The organism is Nocardioides sp. SLBN-35 (assembly GCF_006715725.1).
GTDB lineage: Bacteria > Actinomycetota > Actinomycetes > Propionibacteriales > Nocardioidaceae > Nocardioides.
The window spans coordinates 875,450-897,836 of the sequence record NZ_VFNU01000001.1; the positions used below are offsets into that span (position 1 = coordinate 875,450).

24 protein-coding genes are annotated in these 22,387 nt (G+C 72.7%); 8 read left to right on the top strand and 16 right to left on the bottom strand.

The window, feature by feature from the left end:
* Window positions 1-43 precede the first annotated feature (43 nt).
* Both FBY23_RS04295 and FBY23_RS04300 read left to right on the top strand, forming a co-directional pair.
* A complete protein-coding gene (locus tag FBY23_RS04295) occupies window positions 44-1,471 on the top strand; it encodes an FAD-binding oxidoreductase (protein ID WP_141797021.1) in 1,428 nt (475 codons plus the stop codon).
* Window positions 1,468-1,809, top strand: coding sequence for a cupin domain-containing protein (locus FBY23_RS04300; RefSeq protein ID WP_260805736.1), 342 nt, complete (start codon window positions 1,468-1,470; stop codon window positions 1,807-1,809). The genes FBY23_RS04295 and FBY23_RS04300 overlap by 4 nt, the downstream gene beginning before the upstream one ends.
* A gap of 9 nt (window positions 1,810-1,818) precedes the next feature.
* Here the strand turns inward: FBY23_RS04300 and FBY23_RS04305 are convergent, their stop codons facing one another.
* Window positions 1,819-3,129 carry an FAD-dependent oxidoreductase gene (locus FBY23_RS04305; protein WP_141797022.1) on the bottom strand — a complete coding sequence of 437 codons (1,311 nt, stop codon included), beginning with the start codon at window positions 3,127-3,129 and terminating at the stop codon, window positions 1,819-1,821.
* Window positions 3,130-3,187: 58 nt separating this feature from the next.
* On the opposite strand from FBY23_RS04305, the gene FBY23_RS04310 reads away from it, so the two are divergent.
* The gene (locus FBY23_RS04310; RefSeq protein WP_141797023.1) at window positions 3,188-3,850 is read left to right on the top strand and encodes a TetR/AcrR family transcriptional regulator; all 663 of its coding nucleotides are present in this window, start codon (window positions 3,188-3,190) and stop codon (window positions 3,848-3,850) included.
* A 34-nt stretch (window positions 3,851-3,884) separates the two neighbouring features.
* The gene (locus FBY23_RS04315; protein ID WP_141797024.1) at window positions 3,885-4,577 is read left to right on the top strand and encodes an NAD-dependent deacylase; all 693 of its coding nucleotides are present in this window, start codon (window positions 3,885-3,887) and stop codon (window positions 4,575-4,577) included.
* Between the two features lie 10 nt (window positions 4,578-4,587).
* Here FBY23_RS04315 and FBY23_RS04320 read toward each other — a convergent pair whose 3' ends face one another.
* Together FBY23_RS04320 and FBY23_RS04325 are read right to left on the bottom strand one after the other, a co-directional pair.
* Window positions 4,588-6,273 carry a SulP family inorganic anion transporter gene (locus tag FBY23_RS04320; protein ID WP_141797025.1) on the bottom strand — a complete coding sequence of 562 codons (1,686 nt, stop codon included), beginning with the start codon at window positions 6,271-6,273 and terminating at the stop codon, window positions 4,588-4,590.
* Between the two features lie 73 nt (window positions 6,274-6,346).
* Window positions 6,347-6,682: a metalloregulator ArsR/SmtB family transcription factor gene (locus FBY23_RS04325; protein ID WP_141797026.1), complete on the bottom strand. Its 336-nt coding sequence runs from the start codon at window positions 6,680-6,682 to the stop codon at window positions 6,347-6,349.
* 107 nt (window positions 6,683-6,789) lie between these two features.
* On the opposite strand from FBY23_RS04325, the gene FBY23_RS04330 reads away from it, so the two are divergent.
* Window positions 6,790-7,044 carry a hypothetical protein gene (locus FBY23_RS04330; RefSeq protein WP_141797027.1) on the top strand — a complete coding sequence of 85 codons (255 nt, stop codon included), beginning with the start codon at window positions 6,790-6,792 and terminating at the stop codon, window positions 7,042-7,044.
* A gap of 34 nt (window positions 7,045-7,078) precedes the next feature.
* Here the strand turns inward: FBY23_RS04330 and FBY23_RS04335 are convergent, their stop codons facing one another.
* The 3 genes from FBY23_RS04335 to FBY23_RS04350 are packed head-to-tail and all read right to left on the bottom strand — an operon-like array spanning window position 7,079 to window position 9,840.
* The gene (locus tag FBY23_RS04335; protein ID WP_222117722.1) at window positions 7,079-8,284 is read right to left on the bottom strand and encodes a PLP-dependent aminotransferase family protein; all 1,206 of its coding nucleotides are present in this window, start codon (window positions 8,282-8,284) and stop codon (window positions 7,079-7,081) included.
* Between the two features lie 41 nt (window positions 8,285-8,325).
* Window positions 8,326-9,186, bottom strand: a complete 861-nt coding sequence (locus FBY23_RS25860) for a collagen-like protein (protein ID WP_160158155.1) — start codon at window positions 9,184-9,186, stop codon at window positions 8,326-8,328.
* A 51-nt stretch (window positions 9,187-9,237) separates the two neighbouring features.
* On the bottom strand, window positions 9,238-9,840 hold the full coding sequence (locus FBY23_RS04350) for a TetR/AcrR family transcriptional regulator (protein ID WP_141797029.1): 603 nt from the start codon (window positions 9,838-9,840) through the stop codon (window positions 9,238-9,240).
* Window positions 9,841-9,919: 79 nt separating this feature from the next.
* Here FBY23_RS04350 and FBY23_RS04355 point away from each other — a divergent pair, with 79 nt between their 5' ends.
* Window positions 9,920-11,101 carry an acyl-CoA dehydrogenase family protein gene (locus tag FBY23_RS04355; RefSeq protein ID WP_141797030.1) on the top strand — a complete coding sequence of 394 codons (1,182 nt, stop codon included), beginning with the start codon at window positions 9,920-9,922 and terminating at the stop codon, window positions 11,099-11,101.
* Here the strand turns inward: FBY23_RS04355 and FBY23_RS04360 are convergent.
* Window positions 11,094-11,756 carry a peptidase S51 gene (locus FBY23_RS04360; RefSeq protein ID WP_141797031.1) on the bottom strand — a complete coding sequence of 221 codons (663 nt, stop codon included), beginning with the start codon at window positions 11,754-11,756 and terminating at the stop codon, window positions 11,094-11,096. The genes FBY23_RS04355 and FBY23_RS04360 overlap by 8 nt on opposite strands.
* Before the next feature lie 37 nt (window positions 11,757-11,793).
* Here FBY23_RS04360 and FBY23_RS04365 point away from each other — a divergent pair, with 37 nt between their 5' ends.
* A complete protein-coding gene (locus tag FBY23_RS04365; RefSeq protein ID WP_141797032.1) occupies window positions 11,794-12,513 on the top strand; it encodes a GntR family transcriptional regulator in 720 nt (239 codons plus the stop codon).
* Between the two features lie 13 nt (window positions 12,514-12,526).
* On the opposite strand, the gene FBY23_RS04370 is transcribed toward FBY23_RS04365, so the two are convergent.
* From FBY23_RS04370 to FBY23_RS04395, 6 genes are all read right to left on the bottom strand, one after another.
* On the bottom strand, window positions 12,527-13,765 hold the full coding sequence (locus FBY23_RS04370) for an amidohydrolase family protein (RefSeq protein ID WP_141797033.1): 1,239 nt from the start codon (window positions 13,763-13,765) through the stop codon (window positions 12,527-12,529).
* Window positions 13,762-14,229: an OsmC family protein gene (locus FBY23_RS04375; RefSeq protein WP_141797034.1), complete on the bottom strand. Its 468-nt coding sequence runs from the start codon at window positions 14,227-14,229 to the stop codon at window positions 13,762-13,764. The genes FBY23_RS04370 and FBY23_RS04375 overlap by 4 nt, the downstream gene beginning before the upstream one ends.
* A 247-nt stretch (window positions 14,230-14,476) precedes the next feature.
* Window positions 14,477-15,742: a type II toxin-antitoxin system HipA family toxin gene (locus FBY23_RS04380; RefSeq protein ID WP_141797035.1), complete on the bottom strand. Its 1,266-nt coding sequence runs from the start codon at window positions 15,740-15,742 to the stop codon at window positions 14,477-14,479.
* Window positions 15,735-16,115: a helix-turn-helix domain-containing protein gene (locus tag FBY23_RS04385; protein ID WP_141797036.1), complete on the bottom strand. Its 381-nt coding sequence runs from the start codon at window positions 16,113-16,115 to the stop codon at window positions 15,735-15,737. The genes FBY23_RS04380 and FBY23_RS04385 overlap by 8 nt, the downstream gene beginning before the upstream one ends.
* 92 nt (window positions 16,116-16,207) lie before the next feature.
* The gene (locus tag FBY23_RS04390; RefSeq protein ID WP_141797037.1) at window positions 16,208-16,744 is read right to left on the bottom strand and encodes a gamma carbonic anhydrase family protein; all 537 of its coding nucleotides are present in this window, start codon (window positions 16,742-16,744) and stop codon (window positions 16,208-16,210) included.
* Window positions 16,745-16,760: 16 nt separating this feature from the next.
* Window positions 16,761-17,249: a helix-turn-helix domain-containing protein gene (locus FBY23_RS04395; protein WP_141797038.1), complete on the bottom strand. Its 489-nt coding sequence runs from the start codon at window positions 17,247-17,249 to the stop codon at window positions 16,761-16,763.
* A 45-nt stretch (window positions 17,250-17,294) separates the two neighbouring features.
* Here FBY23_RS04395 and FBY23_RS04400 point away from each other — a divergent pair, with 45 nt between their 5' ends.
* On the top strand, window positions 17,295-18,605 hold the full coding sequence (locus FBY23_RS04400; protein ID WP_141797039.1) for an MFS transporter: 1,311 nt from the start codon (window positions 17,295-17,297) through the stop codon (window positions 18,603-18,605).
* Window positions 18,606-18,738: 133 nt separating this feature from the next.
* Here the strand turns inward: FBY23_RS04400 and FBY23_RS04405 are convergent, their stop codons facing one another.
* The 3 genes from FBY23_RS04405 to FBY23_RS04415 are packed head-to-tail and all read right to left on the bottom strand — an operon-like array spanning window position 18,739 to window position 22,377.
* Entirely contained in the window at window positions 18,739-20,517 is a 1,779-nt protein-coding gene (locus tag FBY23_RS04405; RefSeq protein WP_396954510.1) for an acetyl/propionyl/methylcrotonyl-CoA carboxylase subunit alpha, read from the bottom strand.
* 22 nt (window positions 20,518-20,539) lie between these two features.
* The gene (locus FBY23_RS04410; RefSeq protein ID WP_222117723.1) at window positions 20,540-20,794 is read right to left on the bottom strand and encodes an acyl-CoA carboxylase subunit epsilon; all 255 of its coding nucleotides are present in this window, start codon (window positions 20,792-20,794) and stop codon (window positions 20,540-20,542) included.
* Window positions 20,791-22,377 (bottom strand): acyl-CoA carboxylase subunit beta, encoded by a 1,587-nt coding sequence (locus FBY23_RS04415; RefSeq protein WP_141797041.1) that lies wholly within the window; start codon window positions 22,375-22,377, stop codon window positions 20,791-20,793. Before FBY23_RS04415 ends, FBY23_RS04410 begins: the two co-directional genes overlap by 4 nt.
* Window positions 22,378-22,387: the final 10 nt, after the last annotated feature.

Below are 22,387 nucleotides of genomic sequence, written 5' to 3' on the forward strand. Positions count from 1 at the left end.
GAACCCCTTGTGGTTAATGGATTAATCACTCACGGTACTGCCCATGCCCGTCCGTTCCTCCCGCCCCGGGACCGTCTTCTCGCGCACCGCCGTCGACGCCGCCGCCGTCGACCACGCGCTCGCCGGCGTGCGCGACGCCTGCTTCTGGATCGAGGACCTGCCCGGCCGAGCCGACCATCCGCAGCTGAGGAGCGCGATCGACACCGACCTGCTGGTGGTCGGCGGCGGCTACACCGGCCTCTGGACGGCCGTGGTCGCCAAGCAGCGCGAGCCCGGCCGTCGGGTCGTGCTCCTCGAGGCCGCCCGGATCGGCTGGGCGGCGTCGGGCCGCAACGGCGGCTTCTGTGCCGCGAGCATCACCCACGGCGAGGAGAACGGCCGGTCCCGCTGGCCCGGTCAGTACGACGAGCTGGAGCGGCTCGGGATCGCCAACCTGGACGCCATCGAGGCCACCGTCGGCGAGTACGCCATGGACTGCGACTACGAGCGCACCGGCGAGCTGGACGTGGCGATCGAGCCGCACCAGGTCGAGGACCTGCGGGCCAGCGGTGCGGAGGTCATCGAGGCGGACGCGCTGCGCAGGCTGGTCGCCAGCCCGACGTACCTCGCCGGCGTGCTCGACCCCGACGTCGCGCTGGTCCACCCGGCCAAGCTGGCGCAGGAGCTGGCCCGCGTGGCCACCGACCTGGGGGTCGAGATCTTCGAGGGCACCCGCGCGACGGGCATCTCCGGCGACGGCCGGCAAGGGCCGGTCACGGTGACGACCACGACCGGCACCGTCCGCGCCCGTCGGGTCGCGCTGGCCACCAACGTCTTCCCGAGCCTGCTCGCGCGCTACCGCATGCACACCGTGCCGGTCTACGACTACGCCCTGATGACCGAGCCGCTGAGCGCCGAACAGCTCGCCTCGATCGGCTGGGAGGGCCGCCAGGGCGTCGGCGACCTGGCCAACCAGTTCCACTACTACCGGCTCAGCCGCGACAACCGCATCCTGTGGGGCGGGTACGACGCGATCTACCACTACGGGCGCAAGGTCCGGCCGTCCTACGAGCACCGCCCGGAGACCTACCGCCGCCTCGCCGAGCACTTCCTGACCACCTTCCCGCAGCTGGAGGGCCTGCGCTTCGGCCACCGGTGGGCCGGCGCGATCGACACCTCGACGCGGTTCTGCGCCTTCCACGGAAGGGCCATGAACGGCCGGGTCGCCCACACCGCCGGATTCACCGGCCTCGGGGTGGGGGCGTCCCGGTTCGCGGCCGAGGTGATGCTCGACCGCCTCGCCGGCCTCGACACCGAACGCACCCGCCTCGACATGGTGCGCCGGATGCCGATGCCCTTCCCGCCGGAGCCGGTCGCCTCGATCGGCATCCAGACCACGCGCTGGGCGCTCGACCGGGCCGATCACCGCGGCGGCCGCCGCAACGCCTGGCTGCGTACCCTCGACGCCCTCGGACTGGGGTTCGACTCGTGACCGTCCCCGACCTCCCCATCGCCCGCCTCGTCGACGCGACCGCGCTCGCCGTCGAGCACGAGCCCGCCGACGGCGTCGTGTCCGGTACGCCGAGCGTCGGGGTCGTCGAGCTCGGCACCTTCAAGGAGGTCGAGCTGGGGATCTGGGAGATCACGCCCGGTGTGGTCCGCGACGTCGAGGCCGACGAGTTGTTCGTCGTACTCGAGGGCGAGGGCACGGTGCGCTTCGAGGACGGCAGCGAGGTGGAGCTGGTGCCCGGGGCCATCGTGCGGCTGCACGAGGGGGAGCGGACCGAGTGGACGATCCGCACCCGGCTGCGGAAGGTCTACCTCGCGTAGGAGTCAGGCTCAGGCCGGCACCGCCACCGCACTCCGAACGGCGTCCGCGAGCTCGTCGCGCGTGACCCCTCCGGGGACCCGCGGCTGCCAGCCTTCGCGCAGCTGCGCGCGGACCTGCTCGCGCACCGGCTCGAGGACGGTCGGCAATGCGAACATCCCGAAGTAAGGACCGATCACCGGCATCCAGTCCGGGTGGTCGTGCGCCGCGTCGGCGATGACGTCCCAGCCGACGGGGCCGTCGGCGGCGACGGGCTCATGGCGCCAGCGGGCATGCATGGTCGCGTCGACGGCGCAGTGGTCGTCGTACCAGGGCAGCAGCTCGGCCTCCGCCCACGCGTCCATCGCGCCGGCCCACTCGGTGTCCGGGAGGCTGCCGACGACGTCGGCGAGCCTTCCGGCCGCCGCCATGCCGAGGCTGAGGCCGCGCGCGGCCATCGGGTTGGTGACGAGCAGGGCGTCGCCGATGGCGAGCAGGCCGGTCGCGGACGACGGCTGGCGGTGGAAGCGGTTGACCAGGCCGGCGCCGGCGCGCACCGGCCCGATCGGCTCGGCGCGGTCGGGAGCGGTCCACGTCGCGATGCCGGGGAGCATCGCCGAGGCGACGTCATGGGCCGCCTCCTCCCGCAGCAGGGCGAGCTCGTGGTCCTCGGCGCGACGGACGACGAGTGTCTGGAAGGTGCCGGCGTCCTGGACGAAGACCATCTCCATGAAGCCGTCGTGGGGGATCGCGAGGCCCGGGCCGGGCTCGACCGGGCCCGGCCCGGCCCCGGGCAGCAGCCGGTACTCGCGGGCGACGTACGCGAACGGTGCCGCCGTCTCCTGTGCCTGCGGGCGCAGGTGCTGGCCGAGGTGGCCGGCCTTGCCGCCCGCGTCGACGACGAGGTCGGAGCGCACCAGCTCGCCGTCGACGACGACGCCCGTGACCCGGTCGCCCGCGCGCACCAGGGCATCGACGTGGCCGGTCCGCCGCATGATCCCGGGCTCGCGGTCCGCGCACGACCACAGCACCCGCTCCATCGTCGACCGGCGCAGGTGCAGGCCGGCGGTGAACGGCGGTGCCCCGTGCGGCACCGCGCCGTACGCCGCCCCGGCGTCGAGCAGCGCCTGGTGCACGTCGGGCAGACGCGACTCGAGGAACAGCCGGCCGGGCCCACGCAGGCCCTGCGGCAGGCGGAACTGCATGACGCCGACCCGGTCCCAGGTCCCGTCCGCGCGCGGCCCGGGGTCGCGGTCGACCAGCGTCACCTGATGACCGGCTCGGGCCAGCAGCAGCGCTGCCGTCGTTCCCGACGGGCCGGCGCCCACGATCGTCATCTTCATGGCTACCCCCTGTATTGTGGTGACCCGAGACGTATTCGTTACATCGAGAGTAACTCCAATGACTGAGACCGGCAAGAGGTCCTACTCGTCCGACCTGCGTGCCGAGCAGGCCCGCGCCACCCGGCAGCGGATCGTCGCGGCCGCGGGCGAGCTGTTCGCCGCCCACGGGTACGCCGCGACCACGATCGACGATGTCGCGAGGGCCGCCGGGGTGAGTCGCAAGACCGTGTTCACCGCCGTCGGCGGCAAGGTCGTGCTGGTCAAGCTCGCGTTCGACTGGGCGGTCGCCGGCGACGACGAGGACGTCCCGATGATGGAGCGACCGGTCATCCAGCGGCTGCGTGCCTCGACCGACCCGGTCGAGGTCATCGACGGGTATGCCGCCCATCTCGCCGAGACCATGCCGCGGGTCGCGCCGATCGCGCTGGCCGTCGAGGCCGCCGCGGCGTCCGGTGATCCCGACGCCGTCGCGCTGCTCGAGGACGTGCGGCGGCAGCGGCTGTTCGGCATGACGATGATGGCCCGCCAGCTGCACGACCTGCGCGGCCTGCGCCGCGGGCTCGGCGTACCGGCCGCGGCGGACCTGCTGTGGCTGATGACCGACCCGGCGCCGTACGACCTCCTGGTGCGGCAGCGCGGCTGGACCCCCAGGAAGTACGCCGACTGGCTGGCTCGCGCGACCCGGGCCAGTGTCCTGCGCCCCGAACTCGTGGACGGGTGACGCTGGTCACGGCACGGGCGGGTAGCCTCCCGACGTGCCTCAGATCGTCGTCCTGACCGGTGCCGGCATCTCCGCCGAGAGCGGGGTGCCGACCTTCCGCGACGCCGACGGGCTGTGGGAGGGGCACCGCGTCGAGGACGTCGCGACGCCGGAGGGTTTCGAGCGGGACCGGGCGACGGTGCAGCGGTTCTACGACGAGCGCCGCGCCGCGCTGGAGACCGTCGAGCCCAATGCCGCCCACCACGCCCTGGCCGAGCTCGAGGAGACCCTCGGCACCGGCCTGCTCGTGGTCACCCAGAACATCGACGACCTGCACGAGCGCGCCGGGTCGCGCAACGTGATCCACATGCACGGTGAGCTGCTCAAGGCGCTGTGCCGCTCCTGCGGGGTCGCCTCCCCGTGGACCGGCACCCTCCTCGACGAGCCGGCCTGTCCCGGCTGCGGCGCCCACGAGCTGCGGCCCGACGTCGTCTGGTTCGGCGAGGTGCCCTACGAGATGGACCGGATCGCCGACGCCCTCTCGGAGGCCAGCATCTTCGTGTCCATCGGCACCTCCGGCGCGGTCTACCCGGCCGCCGGGTTCGTCCAGCACGCCCGGCGCCACGGCGCCCGCACCCTCGAGCTCAACCTCGAGCCCAGCGAGGGCAGCCACTTCTTCCACGAGTCCCGGCAGGGCCGGGCCGGCGACCTGGTGCCGTTGTGGGCGCGCGAGGTGCTCTGGACCTGACGCCGACAACCTAGGGGCGGGCCGCCTGACCCGGCTCGTGCGCGACCCGCGCGGCGTGCAGGCGCGCGTGCTCGATGGCCTCCGGTGTCGTCGCGAACAGGTGCCGCTCATGGGCCAGCTGGCGGTGCACGCCGAGCTGCTCGAGGACGGCGACGTGCTCGGGGCGGGTGCCGGAGAGCAGGACGGTGACGCCACGCTGCTCCAAGCGGCCGATGGTGTCGGCGAGCACGTGGGCGCCGGTGGCGTCGACGGCGGTCAGGTGCGACATCCGGAGCACGACGACCCGGACCCGGCTGACCTCGGCGAGCTCGAGCAGGAAGTCGTGGGCGGCGGCGAAGAAGAGCGGGCCGTCGAGGCGGTAGGCGACGATCTGCTCGTCGAGCAGGCGGCGCTCCTCGTCGTGATGGTCGCTCTCGTCGAGCGGCACCTCCTCCAGCCGGGCCGTCGCGGCCGTGTGGCGAAGGGCGAAGAAGCCCGCGGCCGCCAGGCCGACGAGAACGGCCTGGACGAGGTCGAGGGCGACCGTGGCGACCGCGGTCAGGACCAGGGTCGCGGCGTCGCCGCGGGTCGCGCGCAGGAGCGGCGCGAGGCTGGACACCCGGACCATCTGGACCGCGGTGGCGATCAGTACGCCGGCGAGTGCGGCGAGCGGGATCTGGCCCACCCAGCGTGCCGCCACCAGCACGACGGCCAGCAGCAGCACGGCATGGGTCAGGGCGGCGAGCCGCGAGCGGGCTCCGGAGCGCACGTTGACCGCCGTACGCGCGATCGCCGCGGTGGCGGGGATGCCGCCGAACAACGGGCTGGCGAGGTTGGCCAGGCCCTGCCCGAGCAGCTCGCGGTCGGGGTCGTGCCGCTGCCCGACGCTCATCGCGTCGGCGACGGTGGCGGACAGCAGGCTCTCCAGCGCCCCCAGGGCCGCGACGGCGACCGCGGCCAGCACGAGGGTGTCGAGGTCGCCCCAGGGGACCCCGGGCAGGTGCGGCACGGGCAGGCCGGAGGGGATCTCGCCGATCGTGGCGAGTGGGCGATCGCCACCGCGGCCGGCCAGCAGTGCGTTCGCCACGGTGGCGGCCACGACGAGGACGAGAGCGACGGGGAAGCCCGCGCGCACCCGGGCGAGCACGACGATGAGGGCCGCGACGCCGAGCGCGGTTGCGGGCGCGCCCCAGGTCGGGGCCTGGGCCCACGCTCGTACGGCGTCCGCGGCGAGGACCAGGATCCTCTCGGCGTGTACGTCGACGCCGAGCGCGGCGGGCAGCTGCTGCAGCGCGATGATCACGGCGATCCCGGCGGTGAAGCCCTCGATCACCGGCACGGGGACGTACCTGATCGCCCGGCCGGCGCCGGTGAGCGCCAGCGCCAGCAGCATCAGTCCGGCGAGCAGCCCGACCACGAGGACGCCGTCGGCGCCGTGCGCGGCGACGATGGGGATGAGGACGACGGTCATCGCGCCGGTCGGTCCGCTGACCTGGACGTGGCTGCCGCCGAAGACCGCGGCGACGGCACCGGCGACGACCGCCGTGACGATGCCGGCGCCGGCGCCGACACCCGAGCTGACCCCGAAGCCGAGTGCCAGTGGGAGTGCCACGAGGGCGACCATCACCCCGGCGGTGAGGTCGTGGCGCAGGTCGGCCTGGGCCCAGTCGGCGCGGCGCGGCGCCAGCTGGCGCAGGCGCGCGAGCACGGTGGTCATCGGGTGGTCATCGGGTGGTCATCGGGTGGTCATCGGGTGGTCATCGGGTGGTCATCGGGTGGTCATCGGGCGGTCATCGGGTGCCCGGCACCATCAGCTCGTCCTCGAAGTCGGTGCGGGTCTCGGCGAGCCCGACCAGGATCCTGCGCGCCGACAGCAGCAGGTCGCGCACCTCGGGCGCGCTGATGGAGTAGACGACGGCGGTGCCCTCGCGGCGCGACACGACGAGCGACGTACGACGCAACACCGCGAGCTGCTGCGAGAGGTTGCTCGGCTCGATCGCGATCTGCTCGAGCAGCTCGTGGACCGCGTGGTCGCGCTCGGAGAGCAGCTCGAGGATCCGGATCCGGGCCGGGTGGCCGAGGGTGCGGAAGAACTCGGCCTTGGTCTGGTAGAGCGGCACTCCCATCGCCCCGCCTTCCTCTCGTCGTCGCTGTAACCGCTATGATACATCACTTGAAGAAGTCTTCATATCGTCATCCACACGGGGACCGAACGAAGGAGCGGACAGGCCGCATGGACGAGGGCACCGACGAGACCGTCACCGCCGCCCAGCTCGAACCCGGTGACGTCGTCACGCTGCCGGGGATCTCGAACCGGTGCCGGGTGCAGCTCGCCCGCTCCGCCGTCCCTGGCGTGGTGTGGCTCTACGTCGTCGACGCGGCCACCGGTGTGCGCCGCCGCGGCCACATCGCCCTGCCCCTGCACCAGGCTGTCGCCCGGCACGGACCGGCGCCGGCGCCGCGCGACCCGGCGCCCGAGGACACCTGACCCGAACCTGACGGCCTCAGGCTGGATCCGGGCTTCAGGCCGCGGCCACCTCGGCGATCGCATCCAGCAGGCGTCGGACCCCCTCGGCGAGGACGTCCTCCTTCTCCAGCGAGAACGCCAGCCGCAGCTGGTTCGTGCCGCCGCCGTCGGCGTGGAACGCAGACCCGGGCACGAACACGACCCGCCGCTCGATGGCGGCGTCGAGCACCCCGTGCACGTCACTGCCGGCGGGCAGCGTGACCCACGTGAAGAAGCCGCCGCGCGGCACCGACCAGCTGACGCCGGGCCCCGCGCCGGCCAGAGCGTCGAGCACGGCACCCGCGCGGGACTCGTAGAGCCGCCGGGCCCGGGCCAGGACGGCGAGCCAGTCGTGGCGCAGGACGTACTCCTCGACGACGGCCTGGCTCAGCACCGACGCGCAGATCACGGTGGCCTCCGAGGCCAGCTGCAGCGGCCGGCGCAGCGGCTCGGGCGCGACCGCCCAGCCGACCCGGAGGCCGGGGGCGACGACCTTGGAGAACGAGCCCAGGTAGACCACGTTGTCGGGGTCGAGCGAGCGCAGGCTCGGCAGGGACGCGCCGTCGAAGGACAGCAGCCCGTACGGGTTGTCCTCGATGACGGTGATCCCCGCGTCGCGGCAGATCCGCACCACGTCGGGCCGCCGCTGTGCCGCGAGCGTCACGCCGCTCGGGTTGTGGAAGTTCGGGATCGTGTACAGCGCCTTGACCCGGCGGCCCTCCGCGCGCAGCCGCGCGACGGTCTCCTCCAACGCGGCCGGCACCAGGCCGTCGTCGTCGATCGGTACGTGCACGACGTCGACCTGCATGCCGACGAACAGCCCGATCGCCCCGACGTACGACGGCCCCTCGGCCAGCACCACGTCGCCCGGGTCGAACAGCAGCTTGACCACCAGGTCGAGCGCCATCTGGGATCCCGCGGTCACCTGCACGTCCGCGGGGTCGACCGGGATGCCCTCGGCGGCCATCGTCCGGGCGACGGCCTCGCGAGTGCCCGGCGCGCCGGTGCCGCCGCCGTACTGCAGGACCTCGAGGCCTCGGTCGCGGATCACCCGCGCCGCCACCTCGCCGAGCTCGCCGAGCGGCAGGACCGACAGGTCGGGGTTGCCGCCGGCCAGGGAGATGATCCCGGGCTCCATCGACACCTCCCAGAAGTCCCGGACCGGGGAGGGCCGGAAGCCGCCGGCGCGGGCGGCGAGCAGGGGTGCGATCAGGTCGGTCACCTGCCCAGTGTGAACGGCTCAGGCCGCGCGCACGGTCAACCTCAGCTGACCAGTTCCACGTCGACCTGCTGGCTGGTGCGGACGACGCCGAGCAGGTTGGTCTGCACGTACACGGTCACGGTCTGGCCGGCGCTGACCTCGACCAGGAAGTCCTGGCTGATCCGCTCGGGGGCGAGGACCGCGTTGCTCACGGTCCGGCTGACCTGGCTGCCGGGCACGACCGGGTCGGTCGGCAGGCCGTCGGCGCCCTTGGTGGCGAAGGCGGACATGGTCACCAGCGCGAGCGGCGGCTGGAGGTCCAGGCCGTAGCTGATCCGGTAGGTGCCGGTGCGGGTGAACGACAGTCCCGTGGGGCTGCCGAGGAAGGCCGGTCCGTCGCCGAGCTTGGTGAACTCGACGCCACTGACGTTCTGCGGGGTGTTGGCCACCAGGATGGGGATCGCGATGGCGTTGGCTGCGCTCCACTCGTAGGCCGTGTAGGCGCTCCCCGGTGTGCCGTCCGCGCCGGCCACGCCTTGGGGGCCGACCGGGCCGATGGGTCCGATGGGGCCGACCGGACCGGCGGGTCCCTGGGGGCCGACGGGTCCAGGCGCGCCGGCAGCGCCCTGCTGGCCCTGCTGGCCCGGCAGGCCGTTCACCCCGGCGGCGCCGGGCGTGCCTGCGGGGAGCTCGCCGGTGCGGAAGTCACGTGCGCGCAGACTGCCGTCGAGCACCTTGCCGGAGCCGACGGCGCCCTGGGCGATCTTGCCGCGAGTGACGGCATGGTGCTGCAGGGCGGCGGTGTCGACGGAGTTGCGGTGCGCGGTCACCGCCGCGTACGAGCTGCCGGACACCGCGACGAGGAGGGCGAGGAGGGCGATCACGAGCGCGGCCGGGCCGCTGCCCTTGTGGGGGAGGCGCATGCCGGCACCTTAGTGGTGATGGTTCACCGGTACTGGTGCTTCGGCGCAAGATCACCCGCCGGGTCGCCCGACCCGCAGGCCGGTGGCGACCAGGTCGACCAGCGCCTGGTAGGCCTGCGCGTCGTCGAGCCCGGTCGCCGTACCGATGCGGCCGTCGCCGATCGCGTCCATCACCTCGGCGACGGCGGCGCCGACGAAGGTCGCGTTGACCTGGCGCAGGGTGCCCGCCTCGACGCCCTCGGTGACCAGCGCCTGCACGCGCGCGGCGGCCTGCGCGGTGTTGGCGCGGTAGACCTCGGCCCCGGGCGGGAAGCCGGCGAGGTCGGCGTAGAACTGCGGCGAGGCGGGGGCGAGCTCGTCGGCCACCGCGGTGAGGTACGTCGAGAGCCGGTCCGCCGGGTCGGGGGCTGCCTCGACGCGTTCCTCGATCCGTTCGGCGGCGCGCTTGAAGAACTGCCGAACCGTCGCGGTGATCACCTGCTCCTTGCTGGGCGCGACCAGGTAGAGCGTGCTGCGTGAGCAGGACAGCCGCTGGGCCAGCTCGCCGATCCCGAAGGCGGCGAAGCCCTCGGCCAGGAACAGGTCGACCAGCTCGTCGAGCAGCGCGTCACGGCGCTGGCGGGTGCGCGCCGGGAGGGTTCGCTGCTGCTGCACGCTGGCAGGTTAGCAACGAAAGGCGTACCGTAGTCCGTACCAGGATCACCATTTCAGTACTCAGATCACGGAGGACCCGATGCCCGCACGTCGCCTGATGGCGTCCGAGGAGTACGCCGACCTGCTCCGCCTGGCGCGCCAGCTCGCCACCGACGAGCTGTTGCCGCGCGCCGCGGAGGCCGAGGCGACGGGCACCTTCCCGCGCGAGGTGTTCCGGCTGCTCGGCCGGGCCGGCTTCCTCGGCCTGCCCTACCCCGAGGAGATCGGCGGCGGCGGGCTGCCGTACGAGGTCTACCTTCAGGTGCTCGAGGAGATCGGCTCGGTCTGGTCCAGCGTCGGCGTCGGCGTCTCGGTGCACGCGCTGAGCTGCTTCGGCCTGGCCACCGCCGGGACCGACGAGCAGCGCGCGGCGTGGCTCCCGGAGATGCTCGGGGGTGACCTCCTCGGCGCCTACTGCCTCTCCGAGGCGCACGCCGGCTCCGACCCGGCCGCGATGCGCACGCGCGCCCGGCTCGACGGCGACGCGTACGTCATCAACGGCGCCAAGGCATGGGTCACCCACGGCGGCCAGGCCGACTTCTACAAGGTCATGGCCCGCACGGGCGAGGGCCGCGGCGACATCTCCTGCTTCCTGGTCCGTGCCGACACCCCCGGCCTGTCGGCCGACGCCCCCGAGGACAAGATGGGCCTGATGGGCTCGACCACCGCGACGGTGCGCTTCGAGGACGTCCGGGTCCCCGTCGAGCAGCGCCTCGGCGCCGAGGGCCAGGGGCTCAAGATCGCCCTCGCCGGCCTCGATGCCGGTCGTCTCGGCATCGCCGCCGTCGCGACCGGCCTGGCCCAGGGCGCGCTCGACCGCGCGGTCGCCTACGCCCAGCAGCGCGAGGCCTTCGGGCAGCGGATCATCGACCACCAGGGCCTGGCCTTCGTGCTCGCCGACATGGAGGCCGCGATCCAGTCCGCCCGCGCCACCGTGCTGCACGCCGCCCGCCTCAAGGACCTCGGCCTGCCGTTCTCCCGCGAGGCCTCGATCGCCAAGCTGGTCGCCACCGACGCCGCCATGAAGGTGACCACCGACGCCGTCCAGGTGCTCGGCGGCGCCGGCTACACCAAGGACTTCCCGGTCGAGCGCTACATGCGCGAGGCCAAGGTGATGCAGATCTTCGAGGGCACCAACCAGATCCAGCGGATGGTCATCGGCCGCTCGCTCGACCGCGAGGCCGGCCAGGGCGCCATCGTCTCCGTCGGCCGACTCAGCTGACGAGGACGCCGCCCTCGGCGGGCCGCACCTGCAGCGCCGACCCGGCGCCGACGACCTCGACCACGCCGTCTCGTACGACGACCGCGGTGTGCTCGTCGATCGCCCGGGCCTGGGTGACCAGCCCGGCGCGGACCGCTGCGACCGCGCGCTGGAGGGTGCCCCACTGGGCAGCATGGACGTCCACGGCGAAGTCGACCCGGCCCAGGCCGGCGACCACGGTCAGGTCGTCGAGGTCCTCGCCGGCGTCCTCGGGCGCGACCTGGCGAGCGTCGTACGTCCAGCCGCCGACGATCGCGCGCTCGGCCGCGATCGCCGCGCCGGCCGAGAAGCCGGCGTAGGGGAGGGCGGCCAGTGCGGCGCGGGCGGGGACCACGAGCTCGGCGTACAGCGGGGTGAGTCCGCCGGCGACGAACACCCCGGCGCTGCCGGCGACGTCCTCGGCGATGAGCGGGCGTCCCTCCTCGAGGACGACGGTGCGCACCGCCGCGGCGTCGGCGAGCACGCCGCGCCAGCGGTCGAGGTCGACGCCCTCGCCGTCGTCGACGACCACGCAGGCCGCCTCACCGCCCGCGAGGGCGGCCACGAAGGGCGCGAGCAGCGCGCGTACCTGCGTCTCGTCACGACCACCGCCGACCAGCACACTCAGTCCGACCATGGTCCGGGAAGGTAGCAGTCTCATCTAGGGTGGCGCCGTGAGCGACGCCGACCTGCCCGAGCCGGTCGAGCGCCGGCTGCAGAGGCTCTGGGCGGACGCGGCCGAGCGGGGCGGGCCGATGCCGGGGGAGACCACGCTCGCCGCGTCGCTGGAGATCAGCCGGCCGGCGGTGCGCGAGGCCCTGGTCCGGCTGGAGGAGCGCGGCTTCATCCACCGCCGCAAGGGCGCCGACACCACGGTCAACAGCTCGCTGCTGGGTATCCCCGCCCGCTTCGAGCAGCGCCTCGACAGTGCCGAGCTGATCGCCGCGATGGGCCGCACGCCGTCGCTCGAGGTCGTGTCCGTGGAGGTCGGCGAGGTGAGCCTCGACGAGGCCGATGCGTACGACCTATCGCCGCGCCAGGGCGTGCTGCGCACCACCAAGGTGTGGTCCGCCGACGGTGAGCCGGTGCTGGTGGCGCGTGACGTCGTACCGATCCTGACGGGGGTGGACCCGGCCGGCCTCGACCCTGCGGCGCCGATGCCCGCGCTGGCGCGGGAGCTGGCCGGCGAGCAGGTCGGCTGGGAGCTGGTGTGGCCCGGCGCCGACGGCCTGTCGGCCGTGGACGCCGGGCTGACCGGACGCCCCGAGGGTGAGGCGGCGATGACCCTCGAGGCGACCGGGATCGGTCGCACCGGCACGGTCTGCTACTGGACCCGTGAGGTGCACGTGCGCGGCGCGTTCCGCTACGCGATGGTGCGTCGCGCCGACTGGTAGCCAGTAGCCAGGCTCAGCGCTGGAGACGGGTCGTGGTCTCCGACTCGGCGACGACCCGACCCTCGCGGATCACCCAGCGTGGCCGGGCGTGCTCGGTGAGCACGTCGCGCAACCGTCTGTCGGCGTGCACGCACAGGTTCGCCGGGTTGCCCTCCGCGATCGCGTGGTCCGCGACGCCGAGCACGTCGGCCGCCCGGGTCGTGATCAGCTCGAGCAGCAACCGCTGGTCGGCGGCGGTCAGGAAGCGCAGGGTGTGGGCGGCGAGGAAGGCGACCTCGAGCATGCTGTGCCGGCCGAACGGGTAGTACGCGTCCTCGATGTCGTCCTGGCCCAGCGCGACCGGGATGCCGTCCTCGAGGAAGTCCCGCACCGGCAGGTGCAGCGGCCCCGTGTGCGGGTCGGACACGAAGCCCAGTCCGGCCGCGTGGGCGAGGTCCATCAGCCGCTGCAGCGTCGGCTGCGGGTACGTCGCCAGGGCCCGCGCGTGGCACGCCACGCCGCGTCCGCGCAGGTCGTGCTCGATCATCGCCTCGGCCAGCATCTGCGTCGTACGCAACCCCGGGTCGCCGGCGTCGTCGACGAGCATCGCCACCCGCTTGCCCTGCGCGGCCGCCAGCCGGCATGCCCACTCCACGTGTGCCTTCGCATCGGCGTCGGTCATCTCGATCCAGGGGATCCCGCCCACCACGTCGGCCCCCAGTCGCAGTGCCTCCTCGCACAGTGCCGCGGCTCCCGGGTCGCGCAGCAGCCCGTCCTGCGGGAAGGCCACGACCTGGATGTCGAGCAGGTCGCGGTACTCCTCGCGTACCGCCAGCACCGCCTCCATCCCGACCAGTCGCGCGGTGGTGTCCACGTCGACGAAGGCCTGGAGGTGCAGCACCCCGTGGGCGAGTGCGGCGTCGAGCGCCCTGCGGATGTTGGGCTCGAGCCAGGCCCGGTCGTACTGCCGCTTCACCCCGCTCGCCTCCCGCACGATCGAGCGCAGCGCCGCGCCCATGCTCCCGGACGTGTACGCCGCCAGTGCGCCGTCACCCGCGCGGTCCAGGGTGTGCACCTTCTCCAGGTGCATGTGCCCGTTGACGAAGGACTCCGTCACCAGCCCGCCCGCGGCGTCGATGGTCGTCGTGGCGGTCGCGCCGTGCGGTGCCTGCGGGCCGACGTGGGCGTAGCGACCGTCGCGGATCCCCAGCGCCGCCGGCGATCCGTCGGCCAGGCGGGCGCCGGTGACGAGCAGGTCGTACGGCGCGCTCACGCCGCGGCCTCGAACGCGATCGACTCCTGCAGGGTGAGCCCGCGGCGCAGCGTGTTGCCGACCGGGCAGGTCTCGATGCCGTTGCGCAGGGCTTCCTGCTGCTCGGTGGTGAGGTCGCCGTGGACCGTGACCTCCGCGATGATCCGCGAGATCCGCAGCTCCCGCTCGCCGGGGTCCAGCGGCCCCGAGGTCGGCCGGTTGATCCGCAGTGAGAGCCGGATCTCGGCGCGGTCGTAGTCGAAGCCGTGCTGTCGCGCGACGCCGCGCAGGGTGCCGGCCATGCAGCCGCCGAGCGCCGACAGGACGAGGCCGAACGGGTTGGGCGCCGTACCGCCGCCCTCGAACTCGCGCGGCTCGTCGATGACGACGGTGTGCTCGCCACCGACGACGGCGAGCGAGGCGAAGTCGGTCAGGCTGTGGACGACGACATCGCGGTTGGCCGACGCGTGGGTCGTTGCGGTCATGGGGTCCTCCCGGGGTCCGTGATCTGTCAGACAGGACGTTCCTCACCTGTCAGACATGTGTCAAGGGCCCGGGGCATGCCGACGGCCCGTCTCGTCAGGTGTCGACGAGCCGGCGCGGGCGTTCGGGTCAGGATTCGCCGGTGCGCGGCCGTCCTGCCCGAGCGTGCGGTGTGGCTCCTGTTTGGTCGCGGCGGCGATCGACCTGCTCCGCGACATGCTGGGAGCTGGAGTTTCGTGATCGGGGCCGTCACTCCGTGAGTCGGGCCACCACCTCACTGCAGTGCTTCTGGAGGACGGGCAGGGTGCGCTCGGCCACCTCGGTCGCACCCGGGGCGTCGCCGATGTCGGCGAGCGCATTCTCGAACGCCGGCGGGAAGGCGGATGCCATGGCGGCGACGCGCTGGAGAAGGAGGTCGGGCGCGAGGCCGAGGACCTCGGCGGCCTTCGCCCACTGCTTGCCGCGGATCCTGTTGAAGATCCGCTCGCCGCCGATCGACAGCGCGAGGCTGCGCTCGACTGCCTCGGGATCGTAGGTCAGCCCGGTGGCGAGGTCGTAGAGCGGAGCGACCCAGCGGCTGCCGTCGGGGCCGAGGATCAAGGAGATGTTCTTGGCGTGGCCGTCGGGAGCGCCGGCAACCAGGTTGACCGCGGCGAAGTCCGCGAGGGCGCGGAGGTCGTCGGCGGGCTGCGTCATCTGCCTGCGGACCAGATCGGCCATGTCGCGAAGACGCGGACCGCCGGCCGACTCGTACTTCCTCTCCGGCAACCGGCCCAGCGCTTGACAGAAGTCCTCCTGGTGGAGCCGGAAGATCTTGGCGGCCGCGGTGATGCGGTCGAATCGGTCGACGACGATGGCCCACTGGTCCTCGAACCGCAGCAGTCGGCTCTCCGCGACGCTGACGCCAGTGGCCGCGGCCGCACGCATGGTGACGTGCTCGACCATGGCTTGGTGGTGCAGGACTCTGATGCCCGGCTTCACGATGTGCGTCGTCACCGCGGATCCTCCTGTCTCGTGCCACTGGCCGTCGATCCAGGTGAGGGCGAACTTCTCCTGCTGGCCGCCGAGCGACCAGTGCTCTCCCGGCAGCGTCCAGGATGCGGGCCGGTCCTGCAGGGTGCGCAGGCGTTCGGCGATGTCGTGTTCGGTCAGCGGGGTCAGCTCGGCCCCGCGGAGCCGGAGGTCCTCGATCTGCGTCTCGGGCGTGAACTGGACGGCACCGGGGCAGTCCCAGCCCATCGCTGCCAGGAGGCCGAAGGCATCGTCGGGTGTGGTGTCGAGGCGGGCCGCCCATTGCTGGCGGGTCTGGAGGTTCTCGGGAAGCAGTCCGCGGAGGTAGGGGAGGACGCGATCGGACCGATAGGTCTGGGGCGCGATGGGAAGCCGGGAGGACAGGGGGGTGCGGCCGGTTGCGGCGTACTCGGCGCTGTAGGTGAAGCTCGGGTCGTCGGATCCGGTGCGCTCGAGGTGCCCGACGGGCTGGCCGTAGAGAACGACGGTCAGTCGCTCAGTCACGGTCACGCCCACCGTCGGCAAGCGAGTCGGTCCAGGTCTGCGATCGGGTGTCCGAGGCGCGCCGGTGCTGGTCCAAGAGGGACTCGAAGGCAGCTGTGAATGCCGGGTCGTCGGCAGTGGTCGCCCGGTGGGCAGGGGGGTGGTCGTCGGCGTCGTCCGCGCGGCGCAGGACGAGAGTGAGGTCGAGGGCGCGGAGCAGGCGCATGACGCTCTCGAGCTCGGCCGTTCGATGGCCGGCCTCCAAGCGCGCGAGCCAGGAACGGGAGAGGGAGGCGCGTGAGGCGAGTGCCTGCTGGCTGAGGCCGGCACGCTTGCGCTCCGAGCGGATCGTGGAACCCAGCTTGGTCCAGTCGGGAATCTCGATGTCGGTCATCCGGGCCCTCCGTTGTCTTCGTACGAGGACATTATCCATTTGTCCTCGTACGAAGACAAAGTCAAAATGTCCTCGTACGAGGACGAGGTCCGTCAGGACATGCCGTCGACCGGTACGACGCCCGCGCGGTGCCGCTGAGCCAGCTCGGCGTAGTAGGCGGCGTTGGTCTCGACCCAGAAGTGAGCGCCGGTGCCCTCGATCGGCCGCTTCGTCTCGGCCGGGGCGCCGGCGGCGAGTACGCCGTCGGGGATCTTCGTGCCCGGCGTGACGACCGCGCCGGCGGCGACGAGCGAGCCGGCGCCGATCGTGGCGTGGTCGAGGACGGTGCTGCCGTTGCCGAGCAGCGACTTCTCGCCCATGGTGTCGCCGTGGAACACGCAGGCGTGGGCCACGGTGGCGTTCGGGCCGATGTCGACGACGACGTCGGGCGCGCCGTGGACGACCGAGTTGTCCTGGATGTTCGAGCCCTCGCGCACGATGATCGTGCAGATGTCGGCGCGGAGGACGGCGCCGTACCAGACGCTGGCGCCCTTCTCGATGCGTACGTCGCCGATCAGGGTCGCGGTCGGCGCGACGAACGCCTCGGGGTGGACCTGGGGCCGCCGGCCCTCGAACTCGTAGAGCAACACGGCTCCACCGTAGGGGTCAGCTGCCGGCGGCCCGCAGCCGGTGCTCGGCACCGCGCCACGGCTTGACCCAGGTCATGTCCTCGGGACGCAGCGGCTCGCCGCAGGCGCTGCAGGTCTCGGCCCGCGTGGTCTCCTGGCCGCAGGTCTCGTGCCGCAGTCCCATGTGCGAGCCGCCCTCGGGCAGCCGGGTGTGCTTCTCACCCCAGATCGCGAGCTGCTGGAGCAGGGGGAGGAGGTCGGCGGCGGCCTCGGTGGCGACGTACCGCTGGCGGGTGCGGCCGTCGCGCACGTAGTCGACGGTGTCGAGCAGCCCGGCCTCGCGCATCGCCCGCAGGCGCCGGCTGAGGACGGCCTCGGAGATGCCGAGGTTGTCGCGCAGCTGCTCGAAGCGGCCGCTGCCGTGGAGCACGTCGCGCACGATCAGCAGCAGCCACGGGTCCCCGAGCACGTCGAGGGATCGGCGGACCGGGCAGTAGTCGGTCGACCAGTCGGAGCGCAGGGCCATGCGTGCTAGCGTACCGGTCTGACTTCGCTCAAGAAAGCCTGCTCGATGACGATCTCCGCCCCACCGGTCACCGGCCGCCGCGTCCATCCCGCCTGGGTGGTGGCCGCGGTCGCCTTCCTCGCGCTGATCGGCGCGGCCGGCTTCCGCGCCGCACCCGGCGCGCTCATGGTGCCGCTGCACGACGAGTTCGGCTGGTCGACGAGCGTCATGTCGCTCGCGGTCAGCATCAACCTCGTCCTGTTCGGCCTGACCGCGCCGTTCGCGGCGGCGCTGATGGACCGCTTCGGCGTACGACGGGTGGTCGCCGCCGCGCTCTCGCTGGTCGCGCTCGGGTCGGGCGGCAGCGTGCTGATGACCGCGTCCTGGCAGCTCCTCGTGTGCTGGGGGGTGCTGATCGGGCTGGGCACCGGCTCGATGGCGCTGGTCTTCGCCGCCACCATCGCGAACCGCTGGTTCGACCAGCGCCGCGGCCTGGTCATGGGGATCCTCACCGCCGGCTCGGCGACCGGCCAGCTGGTCTTCTTGCCCATCGTCGCGGCGCTCGCCGAGGGCGCGGGCTGGCGCCCGGCGTCCCTGGTGATCGCGGCGGCCGCGCTGGCCGTCGTACCGGTGGTGTGGCAGGTCGTCCGCGACCATCCCGAGGACCGTGGGGTGGCGCCCTACGGCGCGCCCGCCGGCTGGACGCCCCCGGCCCGGGCGGAGGGCGGAGCCACCCGGCGGGCGGTCGAGGGCCTCACGTACGCCGCCCGGCACCGGGCGTTCTGGGCCCTCGCCGGCGCCTTCGCGATCTGCGGCGCGACCACCAACGGCCTGATCGGCATCCACTTCATCCCCTCGGCCCACGACCACGGGATGTCCGCCACCACCGCGGCCGGCCTGCTCGCCGTGGTCGGCGTCTTCGACATCGTCGGCACCATCGCGTCCGGCTGGCTCACCGACCGCTTCGACCCGCGGGCCCTGCTGGTGGCCTACTACCTGTTCCGCGGCCTCGGCCTGCTGCTGCTGCCGAGCCTGCTCGCCGACGCCGTGCACCCCAGCATGGTGCTGTTCATCGTGATCTACGGCCTCGACTGGGTCGCCACCGTCCCGCCCACCGCCGCGCTGTGCCGCGAGGCGTTCGGCGAGCGCGGCACCATCGTCTTCGGCTGGGTCTTCGCCTCCCACCAGCTCGGCGCCGCCGTCGCCGCCCTCGGCGCCGGCGTCATCCGCGACCAGCTCGGCACCTACACCTGGGCGTGGTGGGGCGGCGCCGCCCTGTGCGCCCTCGCCGCGGTCCTGTCCGTCGTCAGCGTGACGGGGAGGGCCTCGGTCGTCGAGGAGGGCGCGCAGCGACCGTCTCGAGACGCCGCGAGGTGATGCCGGGACTGTCCACGGACAGTTCCGGCATCACCTCACGTTGGTCTCGTGACGCGCCGCGACCTCGCTTGCTTCGCGGCGCGAGCGCGCCGGCGCTCCTCGACCTGCGGACGCCTTCAGCGCCTTCGCAAGCTCAGGCGCTGGCGTCCTTGATCTCGCAGACGACCTCGCCGTTGCCGATCGTGGCGCCGACCTCGGCCGTGAGGCCGGTGATGGTGCCGGCCTTGTGGGCCTTGAGCGGCTGCTCCATCTTCATCGCCTCGAGGACCACGACCACGTCGCCCTCCTCGACCGCCTGGCCCTCCTCGACCGCGACCTTGACGATGGTGCCCTGCATGGGCGATGCGACCGAGTCGCCCGACGCCGCGGCGCCGGCCTTCTTGCCAGCCGCGCGCTTCGGCTTCTTCGTGCCGCCGCCACCGCCGACGGAGAGTCCGCCGAGGCCGGCCGGGAGGACGACCTCGATCCGCTTGCCGCCGACCTCGACGACGACCTTCTGCTTCTCGCCGGCCTCGTCGGCCTCGCCCGCGGCACCGCCGTACGGCGTGATCTGGTTGTCGAAGTCGGTCTCGATCCACGTGGTGTAGACGTCGAAGGAGCCCTCGCCCGACGGCGTGGACGCGCCGACCCAGGCGGGGTCGTTGACGATGACCTCGTGGAAGGTGATCGCGGTCGGCATGCCGTCGACCTCGAACTCCGAGAGCGCCCGGCGGGACCGCTCGATCGCCTGCGTCCGCGAGGAGCCGGTGATGATCAGCTTGGCGATCAGCGAGTCGAACGCGCCCGGGACGGTCTCGCCGACCTCGTAGCCGCCGTCGACGCGGACGCCCGGGCCCTGCGGCGGGTTCCACGCGGTCAGCGTGCCGGGGGCCGGCATGAAGTTGTTGCCGCCGTCCTCGGCGTTGATCCGGTACTCGATCGAGTGGCCGCGGATCTCCGGGTCGCCGTAGCCGAGCTCCTCGCCCGCGGCGATGCGGAACATCTCGCGGACCAGGTCGATGCCGGTGACCTCCTCGGACACGCAGTGCTCGACCTGGAGACGGGTGTTGACCTCGAGGAAGGAGATGGTGCCGTCGGCGGCGACGAGGAACTCGCAGGTGCCGGCGCCGACGTAGTCGGCCTCGCGCAGGATCGCCTTCGAGGACTCGTAGAGACGCGCGTTCTGCTCGTCGGTGAGGAACGGCGCGGGCGCCTCCTCGACCAGCTTCTGGTGGCGCCGCTGCAGCGAGCAGTCGCGGGTCGAGACGACCACGACGTTGCCGTGGGAGTCGGCGAGGCACTGGGTCTCGACGTGGCGCGGCTTGTCGAGGAACTTCTCGACCAGGCACTCGCCGCGACCGAACGCGCCGATCGCCTCGCGGGTGGCGGACTCGAACAGCTCGGGGATCTCCTCGAGGGTGCGGGCGACCTTGAGGCCGCGACCGCCACCGCCGAAGACCGCCTTGATGGCGACCGGGAGGCCGTGCTCCTTGGCGAACGCGATGATCTCGTCGGCGTCCTTGACCGGGTCCTTGAGGCCGGGGGCCAGCGGGGCGCCGGCGGCGAGCGCGATCTGCTTCGCCTTCGCCTTGTCGCCCAGGCCGTCGATCGCCTCCGGGGACGGGCCGATCCAGATCAGGCCCGCGTCGAGGACGGCCTGGGCGAACGCGGCGTTCTCGGCGAGGAAGCCGTAGCCCGGGTGGACCGAGTCGGCGCCCGACTGCTTGGCGACCTCGATGATCTTGGCGATGTCGAGGTACGTCTCCGCCGGCGTCGAGCCGCCCAGCGAGTAGGCCTCGTCGGCCAGGCGCACGAACAGCGCGTTGGCGTCCGGCTCGGCGTACACCGCGACCGAGCCGATACCCGCGTCCTTGGCGGCACGGATGACCCGGACCGCGATCTCGCCGCGGTTGGCGATCAGGACCTTCTTCAACGACATGGTGTGGCCTTCCAGTTCAGCGGGGCAGGGCGCTGGCGCGCCAGGCGCCGCGTCCGGGGTTCGGGTGGGAGCTGGCGGTACGACGCAGGCGGCGGGCCGGGTTGGTCCACTCCGAGCGAGGTGCCTCGGGCGCGGGCGCGCCACCGCCGAGGGCGGAGAGCACCGCGACGATCGCGGCGACCTCCTCCGGCGTGGTGCCCGGCGTGATGACCCGCAGCAGGGGAGCGGCGGGCGCCACGGTCTCCTGATCGGTCACGGTCTCGGCGCTCACAGCGGGATGTTCCCGTGCTTCTTGGGCGGCAGCACCTCGCGCTTGTTGCGCAGCAGGCGCAGCGCCTTGACCACCTCGGCGCGGGTCTCCGACGGCTTGATGACGCCGTCGACGTAGCCGCGCTCGGCCGCGATGTAGGGGTTGGCCAGCGTCGTCTCGTACTCGTCGATCAGCTCGGCCCGCTTGGCCTCGACGTCCCCGCCGGCGGCCTCGAGCTCGGCGAGGGTGCGGCGGTGCACGATGTTGGCCGCGCCCTGCGCGCCCATCACCGCGATCTGGCCGGTCGGCCACGACAGGTTGATGTCGGCGCCGAGGTGCTTGGACCCCATCACGTCGTACGCGCCGCCGTAGGCCTTGCGGGTGATGATCGTGACCAGCGGGACCGTCGCCTCGGCGTACGCGTAGATCAGCTTGGCGCCGCGGCGGATGATGCCGAGGTGCTCCTGGTCGACGCCGGGCAGGAAGCCCGGGACGTCGACGAAGGTCAGCACCGGGATGTTGAAGGCGTCGCAGAACCGCACGAACCGGGCGGCCTTCTCGGACGCGTCGATGTCGAGCGTGCCGGCGAACTGCATCGGCTGGTTGGCCACGACACCGACCGAGCGGCCCTCGACCCGGCCGTAGCCGACGATGATGTTGGGCGCGAACAGCGGCTGCACCTCGAGGAAGTCACCGTCGTCGACGATCGTCGCGATGACGTCGTGCATGTCGTAGGGCTGGTTCGGCGAGTCCGGGATCAGCGTGTCGAGCGCGAGGTCCGCAGGCGTCGGCTCGAGGTCCGCCGCGTCGTCGTACGACGGCGCCTCGTCGAGGTTGTTCTGCGGCAGGAACGCCAGCAGCGCCTTGACGTACTCGAAGGCGTCCTCCTCGTCGGAGGCCATGTAGTGGGCGTTGCCCGACTTGGTGTTGTGGGCCCGGGCGCCGCCGAGCTCCTCCATCGAGACGTCCTCGCCGGTGACGGTCTTGATGACGTCGGGACCGGTGATGAACATCGCCGAGGTCTGGTCGACCATGATCGTGAAGTCGGTGACCGCGGGGGAGTAGACGTGGCCGCCCGCGCAGTTGCCCATGATCATCGAGATCTGCGGGATGACCCCGGAGGCGTGCACGTTGCGCTTGAAGATCTCGCCGTAAAGGCCGAGCGAGACCACGCCCTCCTGGATGCGGGCGCCGGCGCCCTCGTTGATGCCGATGATGGGGCAGCCGGACTTGATCGCCAGGTCCATGACCTTGGTGATCTTCTCGCCGTAGACCTCGCCGAGCGAGCCGCCGTAGACCGTGAAGTCCTGGGAGAACACGCAGACCTGGCGACCGTCGACGGTGCCGTAGCCGGTGATGACGCCGTCGCCGTACGGGCGGTTCTTCTCGAGGCCGAAGGCGGTCGAGCGGTGGCGGGCGAACTCGTCGAGCTCGACGAAGCTGCCCTCGTCGAAGAGCATCTCGATGCGCTCGCGGGCGGTCTTGCGTCCCTTGGCGTGCTGCTTCTCCTGGGCCTTGGCGGCGGGAGCGTGCACGGCCTCGTCGGTGCGGCGGTCGAAGTCCGCCAGCTTGCCCGCCGTCGTGTGCAGGTCGATCTCGGTCATGAAACTGAGT

Excerpts from the sequence above, each read along its gene's own strand:
- FBY23_RS04330 (WP_141797027.1), top strand. The coding sequence starts at position 6,790 with ATGGACGAGGGCACCGACGAGACCGTCACCGCCGCCCAGCTCGAACCC.
- FBY23_RS04325 (WP_141797026.1), bottom strand. The coding sequence starts at position 6,682 with ATGGGAGTGCCGCTCTACCAGACCAAGGCCGAGTTCTTCCGCACCCTC.
- FBY23_RS04320 (WP_141797025.1), bottom strand. The coding sequence starts at position 6,273 with ATGACCACCGTGCTCGCGCGCCTGCGCCAGCTGGCGCCGCGCCGCGCC.
- FBY23_RS04305 (WP_141797022.1), bottom strand. The coding sequence starts at position 3,129 with ATGAAGATGACGATCGTGGGCGCCGGCCCGTCGGGAACGACGGCAGCG.
- FBY23_RS04400 (WP_141797039.1), top strand. The coding sequence starts at position 17,295 with ATGACGATCTCCGCCCCACCGGTCACCGGCCGCCGCGTCCATCCCGCC.
- FBY23_RS04355 (WP_141797030.1), top strand. The coding sequence starts at position 9,920 with ATGCCCGCACGTCGCCTGATGGCGTCCGAGGAGTACGCCGACCTGCTC.
- FBY23_RS04375 (WP_141797034.1), bottom strand. The coding sequence starts at position 14,229 with ATGACCGCAACGACCCACGCGTCGGCCAACCGCGATGTCGTCGTCCAC.
- FBY23_RS04310 (WP_141797023.1), top strand. The coding sequence starts at position 3,188 with ATGACTGAGACCGGCAAGAGGTCCTACTCGTCCGACCTGCGTGCCGAG.
- FBY23_RS04415 (WP_141797041.1), bottom strand. The coding sequence starts at position 22,377 with ATGACCGAGATCGACCTGCACACGACGGCGGGCAAGCTGGCGGACTTC.
- FBY23_RS04295 (WP_141797021.1), top strand. The coding sequence starts at position 44 with ATGCCCGTCCGTTCCTCCCGCCCCGGGACCGTCTTCTCGCGCACCGCC.
- FBY23_RS04385 (WP_141797036.1), bottom strand. The coding sequence starts at position 16,115 with ATGACCGACATCGAGATTCCCGACTGGACCAAGCTGGGTTCCACGATC.
- FBY23_RS04360 (WP_141797031.1), bottom strand. The coding sequence starts at position 11,756 with ATGGTCGGACTGAGTGTGCTGGTCGGCGGTGGTCGTGACGAGACGCAG.
- FBY23_RS04395 (WP_141797038.1), bottom strand. The coding sequence starts at position 17,249 with ATGGCCCTGCGCTCCGACTGGTCGACCGACTACTGCCCGGTCCGCCGA.
- FBY23_RS25860 (WP_160158155.1), bottom strand. The coding sequence starts at position 9,186 with ATGCGCCTCCCCCACAAGGGCAGCGGCCCGGCCGCGCTCGTGATCGCC.